This window comes from Vulcanisaeta souniana JCM 11219, from assembly GCF_026000775.1.
In the GTDB taxonomy this organism is placed as follows: Archaea; Thermoproteota; Thermoprotei; order Thermoproteales; family Thermocladiaceae; genus Vulcanisaeta; species Vulcanisaeta souniana.
Window position 1 is genome coordinate 642,808 of the sequence record NZ_AP026830.1, and the last position, 12,332, is coordinate 655,139.

Here is a 12,332-nt window from a genome sequence, read left to right on the forward strand (position 1 = left end):
GGTGGGCAAAGAGCTTAGTAATGAAGTGCCTAAGCTATACGTCATTGGGTTAGGGCCTGGCGATCCAGGATTAATCACGGTCATGGGTGCCGAGGTACTTCGTAAGGTTAAGCTTGTGTTCATACCTTACTCCACTAGTAGCAATAGGAGTTTGGCGTACACCATAGTCAGTAAGTACATTGGCCCAGACACCCAGGTGGTGTTCCTCGGTTTTCCCATGGTTAAGGAACCAAGTAAGGAGGTATTAATGGGGAATGCCAGGGCCATATGCGATGGGTTACGTAGGTATGGTAGTGCGGCGTTTGTGGTGCTTGGTGACTCATCTCTATACAGTACCTTCTATAGGATTAAGCCATTCATTGACTGCGATTACGAACCCATAATTGTGCCTGGGGTCTCCTCAATAATGGCATGCGCTGCCAGGGCCGGTGTTAATTTAGCGGTTGGTGATGAGTCGATAGTCATACTTGTGGGTGACGATATCGAGGGCTTAATGAGGGCTACGGGCTTTGCCGACACGATAATAGTACTCAAGGGGAGTGCGGACATGGGCAGGGTCGCCTCGCTACTTAGGAATTATGAGTATTCCGTGACTTACGCCAGGCGGTGCTATATGGATGGTGAGTTAATAATTAATGAGCCAAGTGGTGAGTTGCCTAGGGACTACTTCTCACTAGTCATAGCTAGAAGGATTTATAAGTAGGATAATGATCCTACATCGATGGTTGGGAAGGTGGTCTTCGTTGGGGCCGGGTCTGGTGATCCGGAACTCATTACCGTGAAGGGTATGAAGTACCTGCAGCAGGCCGACGTAGTTATTTACGCGGGCTCCTTGGTAAATCCGGATGTGCTTAGGTGGGCTAGGCCAGGCGCGGAGATTCATAATAGTGCTTCAATGACGCTTGAGGAGATCGTGGATATAATGGTCACCAGGGCCAGGGAGGGTAAGCTGGTGGTTAGGCTTAAGTCGGGTGATGCGAGCATATACGGCGCACTACTTGAGGAGATTATCGCGCTTAGGGAGGCCGGCATACCGTATGAGGTGGTGCCTGGGGTCACCGCGGCGTTGGCCGCGGCCGCCGTGCTGGGCATTGAGTTAACCTTACCCAAGGTTGCCCAGACCCTAATCATAACCAGGGCCTCGGCTAGGGTGACGATGCAGGGCTCAATAAAGGACTTCGCCAAGGCAATGCTCATAGGCGCGACGATGGCCATATACACCGGTGTTCACCTAATCGATAAGGTGGTTAAGGAGTTGAGGGAGGCCGGCGTGCCCGATGATACGCCGGTCGCGGTGGTTTACAAGGCGACGTGGCCCGACCAAGTGATAATTAGGGGAACACTGTCCGACATCGCCGAGAAGGTCAAGAGGGCTAGGATAACCAAGGACTCCGTGATAATAGTGGGTAAGGCCGCAGACCCATCCATCCTGGACACGCCGGTAAGATCGAGCGTCTACGACCCAAGGCACACCCACAGCTTTAGACCAAAGCCTAAGATCAACAGCGTAGACACTGAGTAAAACGGTGGACTAAGGCATGAAAAGCTCAATACATGTCATTGTAATAAGTAAAAACGTGGACATGGCTTGGCTAAAGCCGAGATAAATGGAGTTGGTTCAGAGCCTTGCGGATGCAAGCTTAATGAGGTGATGTACTAATAAGCACAAGATCACTTGGGGAAGTCATTAAGCTTAGCTTATCGTATGCTAAATTAAGCCTATATGGTGGGGAGGGTTACGTAGTCACAGAGATAATTAACGACCTACTAATCGACGTATCATAATTAACCCAGAAACCAGAGCATTGAAAAACAGGCCTAACAGCCGTATGGTAGTTATAAAGCTCAGTAATGATTAAGGACCAAACCTAATTATTAATTACACAATGAACAACGCAAGTCATTTTCTAGCATTAACAGTTCAATAAGCCCACAAACACTTTACATGCTGAGGTTGTAATCATGGATTAGTCGCTCGAAATGACTGCTGTAAATTAAGGAGTAAATTTACGGTGATATAATTGATAAAAATTCTGCGAATGGAAAGGCTTTTAAATAGGATGCGTATCCTACTACGTGATGTCGGTCGTCATGTCGAGGATAGGTAAGGTAACTGCAGCATTACTCACAATAATAGCGGTGGCAATAGCCCTTATAGCGACAATAACACTGTATGAGTGGAGTGCGCATAAGTCTACAACCCAAGTCGTCTCTTACGTCTACTACTCATCGCCTAATTTCGAAATCGTTAGTTACAATGGTACCTCCATTACTGTTGAGAATTATGGGTCTAACGTAACCATGAAAATACCCGTTAAGAGAATCGTGGCCGATAACACCGTCGCCATGCAGATACTAATCGATATAGGGGCTGGAAACACGGTGGTGGGTATTGAGGGCTACGCTAAGGAGCTTCCCTGGCTCTTTGGGAACTTAACGACACTACCGGCCGTGAGTCAAGGAATGTGGTCATGGAATTACGAGGAGATAATTAACCTAAAGCCCAACCTAGTCATAGAGTGGAGCTACGGTGTCCAAACAGTGAGGGGTAAGCTAAGCCCATTTGGCATTCCAGTGATTGGTTATGGACCTCAGGATAACTTATCATCATTCATATACCTCCTCGGGTTAATCACCAACCACACTGGCAATGCCGTGAAACTAATCGACTTCATTAACAATGTGCACCAGGTATTGCAGAGGGGCTTGAGTAAAGTTCCCACTAGGTATAAGGCCTACGTAATTTTCGATTACGAATACAGCTTATGGTTCACATCAGGCCCCTCTGGAGACCCGTATTGGGCGGCCGTCAATGCCGGCCTACAGCCATGCTTCAATAAGTCAATGCAGGTTGAGCCCAGTGCCGTGCTCCAATGTAACCCAGACGTCATAATCGCAGTGACGTGGAGTTTAAACCCGCATTCACTGAACGCCACGGCCTACTGCGAATCAATAATTAACTCAATAAGGAGCAACCCAATACTCAACACAACTAATGCCGTTAGGTACGGCAGGGTCATCGTAATACCCGGTTACTTAACCGAGGGACCGCCGCAGTTAATAGTCTCGTTATACATAGCCAGCCAAGTATACACGAATGCCTTCGGTGGCGTTAACGCCACTCAATACCTTAACCAATACTTCGAGGAGTTCCTAAGGACTGCTAAACCGGGTGGTACTTGGTGGTGCAGTGGGTGAGGTGGGGGTTAATAATGGCCGGCGGCTTGGCATTATTTCCGTTAATGATACTTGACATGATGATTGGAGCCTATGGAGTTAGCCCCATTGTCGTTTTGAAGGCAGTCATTGATGCGGTGGACCCCATATTCAATGTTCCTCACGACACATACCTAGTGGTATGGCAAATAAGGCTCCCCGAGACCTTAGCGTCACTAATACTTGGCGCATCGCTTGCATCGGCAGGGTCCGTACTGCAGGGGATTTTAAGGAACCCGCTGGCATCAACGTACACACTTGGTGTCTCAGCAGCGGCGGGTTTTGGGGCCGCCGTCGCCATACTCCTCGGCGCCGGCTACGTCATTAAATACTACCTACCTGTAATTACCAGGCCCTACCTAGTAATCATTGCCGCATTCATAGCGTCCTCACTCGCGGCATTGCTCGTCTACTTCCTATCCTTCATTAAGGGCGCGTCGCCCATCACAATAATACTGGCCGGCGTGGCTGTGATGTTTATATTCAGCACGGGGACATCTCTCATTCAGTACTTCTCCGGTAACCCCGACGTTAGTCATGCCATTGCCATGTGGATGCTTGGTAGTGTGTCTAACGTAACCCTCAACTACATACCATACATGGCACTATCCCTACTTGCAATACCCTATTACGTCTTAATATCCTGGAGACTAAACGCACTCAACCTAGGCGACGATGTTGCCCATAGCCTCGGCGTTAACGTTAGGAGTACAAGACTTACAGTAATGCTCGTGGCGGCATTCCAAGCAGCAGCCACAGTAAGCTTCGTTGGCTTAGTGGGCTTCGTCGACCTAGTGATACCAAACATAGTGAGGGCGATCATCGGTAACGACAATAGGTACTTAATACCGGCCTCGACACTCATGGGCGCCGACGTTACTGTGTTGGCTGACGTAGTTTCAAAGGCCTTGGTGCCGCCGTACGTGATACCCATAGGCGTTGTACTTTCAATGATTGGCGCACCATACCTACTGGCCATCATCATATCGAGGGGGACCCAGTATGGTTATGGGCAATGACGTGCTCGAAGTGAGGGATCTCACGTGCGGCTATGAGAAGCCAGTAATTAAGGACGTAAGCGTTAATGTTAGGGATGGAGAATTAGTGGCTTTAATGGGCCCCAACGGTGCTGGTAAATCCACATTGATTAGGTGCATTCTGGGCATGGCCAGGGTCTTCAGGGGCTTCATTAGGATTGATGGTAGGGATGCAATGAGGATGAACAGACGTGAAATCGCCAGGCTCGTTTCCTACGTACCCCAGGGTTACGTAGTTACATACCCAATTAGGGCATTTGACGTTGTCCTGATGGGTAGATTACCATACATGGGACTTAGACCAAGCAGCTTCGACGTGGACATCGCCATTAACACAATGAGGAGACTCGGCATTGAGTATTTAGCTAATAGAATGATTAATAGGCTGAGTGGTGGTGAGGCACAGCTTGTCCACATAGCTAGGGCCATCGCGCAGGGAGGCGTTTTGATGCTTCTTGATGAACCAACGAGTAACCTGGACATTAAGCACCAGGTTATGGTAATGGAAGTGCTATCGAGGATAGTACGTGAGGATGGAATTGCTGTATTAACCACAATGCATGACATAAACCTAGCCCTTAGGTATGCGGATAGGATTTACGTAATGCACAATGGTAGGGTGGTTGCCGAATTCAGCCCAGGTAATCTCAGTCCAAGTATTATTGAAGAGGTGTACGGCGTTAAAACCACCGTGATCGAACATAACGGTAGGCCAGTGGTGATAGTGTGAGCCGCCGCGTCGTCTTTCCATTTCCAGCCATCGTGGGGATGGACAAGGCCAAGTTAGCGCTTATCGCCGTTGCCGTTAACCCACTAATTGGCGGTGTCCTGCTTAGGGGTGATAAGGGGACAGGAAAGACCACGTTGGTTAGGTCCTTCGCAGACGTCCTCCCAGAGATTGAGGTGGTGGCTGACTGCCCATTCAATTGCGATCCACATGACCCGCAGCTAATGTGCGATTCATGCTATGTAAGGTATCAACGCGGCGAGAAGCTACCTATAACGATAAAGAAGATGAGGGTAATTGACTTACCCCTCTCAATAACCGTCGATAGGCTTGTCGGCACGCTGGACATCAAGAGGGCAATAACGGAGGGCGTGAGGGCACTCCAACCTGGCCTTTTAGCTGAGGCCAACAGGAACATCCTATACATTGATGAGGTTAACCTACTCGATGATTACATAATCGACATACTCCTGGACGCAGCCGCCTACGGCTGGAACGTGGTGGAGAGGGAGGGCGTGTCCGTCAAACACCCGGCCAGGTTCATACTAGTAGCCTCCATGAATCCCGAGGAAGGTGAACTCAGGCCTCAACTTCTCGATAGGTTTGGCCTCATCGTAGATGTAGAGGCTCCCAGGGACCAGGAGGTGAGGGCTGAGATTGTTAGGAGGGTTGAGGAATTCAATAGGGACCCCGAGGGCTTTTACAGAAGGTGGGAACCGGAGATTAAGAAGATTAGGGAAGGGATTAGGAAGGCCAGGGAATTGGTGAAAAGGGTTGAGATGCCTGATGACCTACTCAAGACCCTAGTTGAGACTATAATTAAACTGGACATAAGGACAAGCCGCGCCGAGATAGTCACGACAAAGACCGCTAAAGCATTAGCGGCGTTGGAGGGGAGGACTAGGGTCACCATGGAGGATTTACAGAGGGCCATGGAACTTGCACTACCACATAGGCTCAAGGCCCGGCCATTCGAGAGGCCCAAACCACCGATACTCCCTCAACCATTGATTAACGATAATGACACACGGAATGAACAACCAGGGCAAACACCTAACCAGCGAGGTGGCATGTCGAGGGATGGCATGAGCACGGCACAAGATGAACACAGCAATGCAGGTACTGGAGGTAATGTAGGCGGTGCGGACGGTAATTCCAGGAGGTATGGGGTAGCCAGCGTGGGTATTCCAGTGGAGTTTAGGAAGGAGTTCATACACGCTGGAAGCCATGGGCTGGGGTCAAGGTCCTCCTTCAGGAGGATTGTTGGTCAGCCTCACGGTATTCCATACATGTACCTACCAATTAGTAATAAGGAGGGCTCGGCTGATGTTGATTTAACGGCATCGATCGTGCACGCAGCGCTTAGGGGTGCGGGGTTGCCGATTAAGGTTGATTGGGGAGACCTAATGGTTAGGGTTAGGAGGGTTAGGGCCCCGAGGATCTCGCTGATAGTCCTTGACGCCAGCGGTAGTATGAACTTCATGAGAAGGATTGAGGTAGCAAAAGGACTGGTAAGGAGAATAGCCGAGGAGTCTTACGTGAAGAGGAGTTACGTAGGTCTCATAAGTTTCAGAGGCCGTGGCGTGGACGTGATTATCGAACCAACGAGGAATTACTGGCAGGTATTAAGTACTCTAGAGGGGTTACCAAGCGGTGGCGCGACGCCGTTATCTGCGGCACTCGCCTGTGCCGTTGACCTAATTAAGAGGTTGGGCCTTAAGTTGAGGGGTGATTACTGGGTCTACGTCATAACTGACGGTAAGGCCAACGTACCTTTAATGAGGGATGTCAGGGAGGAGCTCGAGAGCTTCATGGTCGAGTTAAGTAGGTTGGCTAAGGTGGTTATTTACAATACAAGGCCGCAGTTGATTTATGACCCATCGATAACGTACATTGACGTACTCAGTAAGTACGCGGTGGATACTGTCAGGGTTGGTGACTAACCATGCCAAAATGCCGTATACTGTTGATTACCAGGTCTTTAATGACTGAGGGATTTTATGAGGCATTAAACGAAGCATTAAGCGGAATCGATGATGTGGAATTCAACACAATTTATCTGGAGAGTTACGACATATATGAGGTTTCGAGGCAGTTATCCGCCGTGGCAAGGCCAGACATAGCGCTGCTAAGCCTAATGGGTGATCACCCAGAGCTGTTGAATTACCTAGGGAACTGGTTGCGCGAGGCGCCTGTCGTCATTACATTAAGCACTGGCCTAGAAACCGTAATGCTTACAAGAATTCACAATTATAAAATGGGGGATTACCTAATCGCCTCGTTATCTCCACGTAATGGTCCCACCCAGTCTATTAATTACTTCGACCCGAAAACCGTTTCCCACGTGCTTCATGAAATGTCTAAATCCCTTCCTAACCCTGTATCACGCCACCTTAAGAATTGGGCATTACTGATTGATTACTGGAGAAATTGGCGTAGGGAGAATATAATTAATATGGTACGGCTAGTACTCAGGGAATACTGCGGTATTGAGGCGCCAGCGCCGAGGCCGCCCATCGAGTTGGGGGATTACTGGATTGAGGATGATGAGGGCAACGTATATCACGGAATTAATGGACTCATGATGCGTAGGAGGTTAAAGGCGCCGTTCATAGTATTGTTAGCCTACTCGGGGCAATCGTACGATAAGGCCAGGAAGGTGATTACCCACATAATGAGGGGTAGGGCCGATGTAGTCCCGCTCCTTTCCAATTACGGCTACACACTGAGGGGCCTAAGGGAGTTGCTTAGCAGTGCGGGCGTTGGGGCTATACTCAACCTACAGTGGTTTAGGTTGGTTAGAAACCGTGAGGATTCCGACGTATTGCCTAAGTTCAACGTCCCCGTTATGAGTCCCGTGGCCATGTATGGTAGGGACGCTGACGCATGGATTAGGGACCCAACGGGGCTCAGCCCAATCGAGGTCATATACGCCGTGGCCATGCCTGAGGTCGACGGCGCCATAGAGCCCATCCCAATAGCGGGCCTTGTCAATAGAAACGGTGTTAAGGCTATGGAGGTAATCCAGGACAGGGTTGATAGGGTACTCAGCAGGGCTGATAGGTGGTTAACCCTTAGGCAAAAGCCCAATGCCGATAAGAGGGTCGTTATCATAATATATAATTACCCACCTGGCGAGGAGAACATAGGTAGGGCTTCATACCTCGACACGCTTAAGTCGGTTGAAGTATTACTGAGGAGGTTGTCGGAGGAGGGATTTAGAGTTAAGCCCGTCACTGCCGATACCATTAAGGAGTTCTTCGTGAGAAACCCAAACTCAGGCAGGTGGTCGGCCGGCGCCAATTATGTACTGGTCGATAGGGCTACGTACATGAACCTATTCAGTAAATTAAGGCCGGAGCTTAGGGAGAGGATCATTAAGCAGTGGGGTGAGCCCCCTGGCAATGTTATGACTAGGAATGGAGGCCTTGCACTGCCAGTGCTTGACTTAGGTAATGTAGTGATTGTATTGCAACCAAGCAGGGGCTGGCATGAGGATCCCAGCAGGATTTACCATGACTCAGAACTATATCCACATCACCAATACGTCGCACTGTACAGGTGGCTTGAGGAGGCTTGGCATGCAGATGCCGTTATCCATGTTGGGACTCACGGCACGCTCGAGTTCCTCCCAGGTAAGCAGGTCGGTCTATCCTCCAGCTGCCCTCCAGACGCACTTCTTGGGAATTTACCAAACGTGTACATTTACTACGTGGTCGTCGTTGGCGAGGGCACGATCGCCAAGAGGAGGTCATATGCCGTACTAATTAGCCACCTCTCGCCCAGGATAACCGAGGCGGGCCTCAGCGATGAGCTAAAGAGACTGCGTGACTTAATCGATGAGTACAGGGAGGCGAGCGTTATCGACCAGCCCAGGGCAAGCGCGGTGCTCAAGTCCATAGAGAGCATTGCGGGTAAGTATGGGTTGGAGGTGAAAGACCTCGAAGCCCTTTATGATGAGCTTATGAGGATGGAGCGCTCGGCAATGCCGTACGGGTTGAGGATCCTCGGCGTGGAGTTGAGCGATGATGAGGTCGTTGATTACCTAATGCTGGCGTTAAGGCGTGATAGGGGCGTTGTTAAGTCACTACATAGGCTCCTGGCCGAGGCAATGGGGTACAACTATGATGACTTACTCGAGCATCCAGGTAAGTATGCGAATATCCTAAGGTCAATAGACAAGGGGGTTAGGAGGATTGTCAGAGCATTGATTGTGGGTGGCGTTGATTCGGCGATTAAGGTGGCGGGGGAATGTGGTATTAAGGGCGATGATGCCAGGGCCGTGCTGAATTACGCGCGTGATGTGGTGGAGAGGTTAAGGCTATCGCCTAAGCTTGAGCTTGAGAACGTAATTAGGGCGTTGAATGGGGAGTACATACCGGCCGGTGTCGGTGGTGATTACGTGATGGACCCCGACGTCCTACCCGCCGGGAGGAACTTCTACGCGCTCGACCCACTTAAGATACCCAGCGAATCGGCGCTTGAGTTGGGTGCGAGGATTGCCGAGGAGAGTATTAAGAGGTACCTGGAGCAGTATGGTAGGTATCCTGAGGCTGTCGGCATTGTTGTTTGGGGAGGCCAGGAGTCGAGGACTAGAGGGGTCAGTATTGGGCAGGCATTGCGTTACCTCGGTGTTAAGCTTATTCATAGGCCAGGTAGTTGGGACCCCAGGTTGGAGGTAATACCTATTAAGGACCTCGGTAGGCCCAGGATAGACGTTGTTGTGACAATGAGCGGCGTGTTCAGGGACATGTTCCCGCACTTAATCTCGCTCATTAATAAGGCAGTTAGACTAGTCGCGGGGTTAGATGAGCCGGTGGATGTGAATTACGTCCGTAAGCACTACCTCGAGTTAAGGAATAGGTATGGTGAGGCCTCGTTAGTAAGGACGTTCAGCGAGAGGCCTGGTGACTACGGGAATAAGGTTAATCACCTAGTAGAGACGTCGAGGTGGAGGGCGGATACAGACATCGCCAGTGTTTATACCATGTACATGGGCTTTGGTTATGACGGTGACATGCGCGGTATGAGCTCGAACGAGCTCAAGGACCTATTTAAGGCATTACTGAGTAGGGTGGATGTCACTAGTCAGGTTCAGTCCAGCGTTGATTACTCAATAATCGACATAGACGACTACTACGCATACCTAGGCGGCCTATCAAAGGCCGTCGAGGTGTACTCGGGCAGGAGACCTCTGGTTCTCTACATAGACCTAACCCAGGACAGGCCTAGGATGATGAGCGCCAGGGATGCGGTGGGGTTCTACGTGAGGACCAGGCTACTCAATCCCAAGTGGATCGAGGGTATGAAGAGGCATGGTTACATGGGCGCCCAAAACATTTCGAAGCGTGTTGAGTATGTCCTCGGCATAGCCGTGACCATGAATGCGGTGGATGACTGGGTTTGGGATAGGGTTACGGAGACGTACGTGCTTAATGATGATATGAGGAAGTGGTTTATTGAGGTTAATCCCTATGCACTTGAGCAGATCATTAAGAGGCTGTATGAGGCGTATGAGAGGAGGTTGTGGCGCGCTTCAGAGGGCGTTATACGTAAATTAAGGGATATATACACTGAGTTGGAAAACGCGTTGGAGGGAGTTGGTTAATGGGGCAGGTAATTAATTTGAATATTTACGAGCTTCATTACCTGGCATTCACGATATTGGGCATAACATTGGGCGTCCTCACGATGTACTACATAATGAACAGAAGGGCCGTAATGATGTACATAGGCAGATTGGGGCAGTGGATCACCACGTTGTCCGGGCTACCCAGTTATTGCTCCTTACCGTTTATGGTCTCCTTCGTTAGTCCATCCACCGCGTCCTCAATGCTCGTAACCATGTATAAAGACAGTAAATTAACACGTAGGGAGCTATACATAGCATCTCTTATTAATGCATTCCCAGCCTTGCTCTCGCACCTAAGAACCCTCATACCCGTACTACTGAGCACCATGGACATGTACGGTTTACTATACCTCCTGATCCTCATGACCATTGGTTTCATTCAAATGATCATATTCGCAGTCCTCGGAAGAAGAGGTTCAAGTGAGCACAAGAACATAGACAGCGCTGCAAAACATACCGAGCAGGTTGTGGGTAGCTCACTCAATTTAAGGAGGGCCTTAAAATTAATTATGAGGATCGTATTAGTCACATCAATAACAAGTGTTGTGTTCGCTGTGCTTGAGGTTCTTGGGTTTAATAATTACATTAATGATTACCTATCCCACGAATTCAATGTCCTAAATCCATACTTAGCAAGCCTAATAGTGACCTACATCATTAGCGACAACGCAGCCTTCGCTGCCGCGGGTACGCTCATTAATGAGGGGTTCAACGGCATTTTAGTCGTAAAGTGGTTGTTGATTGGTTACGTGGCCTCATCATTAATACGTGGGATCAGGCATAATGCGCCTTATTACCTCGGTATTTATGGGCTTAGGGATGGCATCACCATAATGCTCATATCCACACTAACTAGGGCGCTCTTGGCATTGCTAATCCTAGGAATCCTCTACCTTATTTAGGACTTTTATGGACGCAGTGCTTATTAATAGGATGCTCATCCTACTACGTAATGAGCGTCGCGTTTAGGGAGGTCTGGTCTCGCGATGGTATGATGGCTCGAATATACTATCAAAGCTATAGCGATATCAACGTTAAGACGCTACTCATTGACCTAACACAGAGAAGGCGCGTGCTCAGTACAATGCATGGCATGGTTTACGTACGCTTCGTATGCAATAACTACGCACCACCGGATCTATGGTGCGCACTACATAGTCAGGGCCTTCGTGAGAAATACCTAGATTCCCTAATGAATCAGTTGGGGATAGCTCCAGGCGACTACGCATGCCTAGGCACCGGGGTGGACATGGATGACTTAGCGGTGGTAAGTGATGAGTATAGGGACGTGTGGGTGACGGCATTCACTACCGCCGGTGTCGAGTCAAACGCATTAAGGGTGGGCGTGGATAGGGCATCTACGTATGAGGTTAATGGTAGGTTTGAGAGGGTAGGCACTATAAACACAATACTGCTAACCAACGCCTCATTGACGGAGGCCGCCATGGCTAGGGCATTGATAACAATAACGGAGGCTAAGTGCGCGGCGCTCCAGGACCTCGGAATCACGAGTAGTTATACGCCTAGCCTAATAGCCACGGGGACGGGCACAGACAACGTAATGGTAGTTCCAGGCAACGGCATACGCATAACATACACAGGCGGCCACTCCAAAATCGGAGAATTAATTGGGAGGGTGGTCTATGAATCCGTCAAGGGGGCAGTGAGTAGGCATAGGGCAAACAGGACATAGGTCCACCTAACCCCTTACAACCGCCAG

Annotated in this window: 9 protein-coding genes; all 9 read left to right on the forward strand. The window is 49.7% G+C overall.

Annotation, left to right across the window (positions count from 1 at the left end; genetic code table 11):
* Position 1: 1 nt before the first annotated feature.
* Positions 2 to 703: a cobalt-factor II C(20)-methyltransferase gene (locus tag Vsou_RS03415; RefSeq protein WP_188602599.1), complete on the forward strand. Its 702-nt coding sequence runs from the start codon at positions 2 to 4 to the stop codon at positions 701 to 703.
* Between the two features lie 18 nt (positions 704 to 721).
* A complete protein-coding gene (gene cobM, locus Vsou_RS03420) occupies positions 722 to 1,522 on the forward strand; it encodes a precorrin-4 C(11)-methyltransferase (RefSeq protein ID WP_188602598.1) in 801 nt (266 codons plus the stop codon).
* Between the two features lie 557 nt (positions 1,523 to 2,079).
* Positions 2,080 to 3,198 (forward strand): ABC transporter substrate-binding protein, encoded by a 1,119-nt coding sequence (locus Vsou_RS03425; protein WP_188602597.1) that lies wholly within the window; start codon positions 2,080 to 2,082, stop codon positions 3,196 to 3,198.
* Positions 3,183 to 4,235: a FecCD family ABC transporter permease gene (locus Vsou_RS03430; RefSeq protein ID WP_188602596.1), complete on the forward strand. Its 1,053-nt coding sequence runs from the start codon at positions 3,183 to 3,185 to the stop codon at positions 4,233 to 4,235. The genes Vsou_RS03425 and Vsou_RS03430 overlap by 16 nt, the downstream gene beginning before the upstream one ends.
* Positions 4,219 to 4,983, forward strand: a complete 765-nt coding sequence (locus tag Vsou_RS03435; RefSeq protein ID WP_188602595.1) for an ABC transporter ATP-binding protein — start codon at positions 4,219 to 4,221, stop codon at positions 4,981 to 4,983. Before Vsou_RS03430 ends, Vsou_RS03435 begins: the two co-directional genes overlap by 17 nt.
* Positions 4,980 to 6,923, forward strand: a complete 1,944-nt coding sequence (locus Vsou_RS03440) for a VWA domain-containing protein (protein ID WP_229709714.1) — start codon at positions 4,980 to 4,982, stop codon at positions 6,921 to 6,923. The genes Vsou_RS03435 and Vsou_RS03440 overlap by 4 nt, the downstream gene beginning before the upstream one ends.
* 2 nt (positions 6,924 to 6,925) lie before the next feature.
* Positions 6,926 to 10,588, forward strand: coding sequence for a magnesium chelatase subunit H (gene bchH, locus Vsou_RS03445; protein ID WP_188602594.1), 3,663 nt, complete (start codon positions 6,926 to 6,928; stop codon positions 10,586 to 10,588).
* Positions 10,588 to 11,514, forward strand: a complete 927-nt coding sequence (locus Vsou_RS03450; protein ID WP_054844036.1) for a hypothetical protein — start codon at positions 10,588 to 10,590, stop codon at positions 11,512 to 11,514. Before bchH ends, Vsou_RS03450 begins: the two co-directional genes overlap by 1 nt.
* Positions 11,515 to 11,564: 50 nt before the next feature.
* A complete protein-coding gene (locus Vsou_RS03455) occupies positions 11,565 to 12,305 on the forward strand; it encodes an adenosylcobinamide amidohydrolase (RefSeq protein ID WP_188602593.1) in 741 nt (246 codons plus the stop codon).
* Positions 12,306 to 12,332: the final 27 nt, after the last annotated feature.

Bases quoted from the DNA above. Each gene is read 5' to 3' on its own strand.
- bchH (WP_188602594.1), top strand. From the start codon at position 6,926: ATGCCAAAATGCCGTATACTGTTGATTACCAGGTCTTTAATGACTGAG.
- Vsou_RS03455 (WP_188602593.1), top strand. From the start codon at position 11,565: ATGAGCGTCGCGTTTAGGGAGGTCTGGTCTCGCGATGGTATGATGGCT.
- Vsou_RS03450 (WP_054844036.1), top strand. From the start codon at position 10,588: ATGGGGCAGGTAATTAATTTGAATATTTACGAGCTTCATTACCTGGCA.
- Vsou_RS03435 (WP_188602595.1), top strand. From the start codon at position 4,219: ATGGTTATGGGCAATGACGTGCTCGAAGTGAGGGATCTCACGTGCGGC.
- Vsou_RS03425 (WP_188602597.1), top strand. From the start codon at position 2,080: ATGTCGGTCGTCATGTCGAGGATAGGTAAGGTAACTGCAGCATTACTC.
- cobM (WP_188602598.1), top strand. From the start codon at position 722: ATGGTTGGGAAGGTGGTCTTCGTTGGGGCCGGGTCTGGTGATCCGGAA.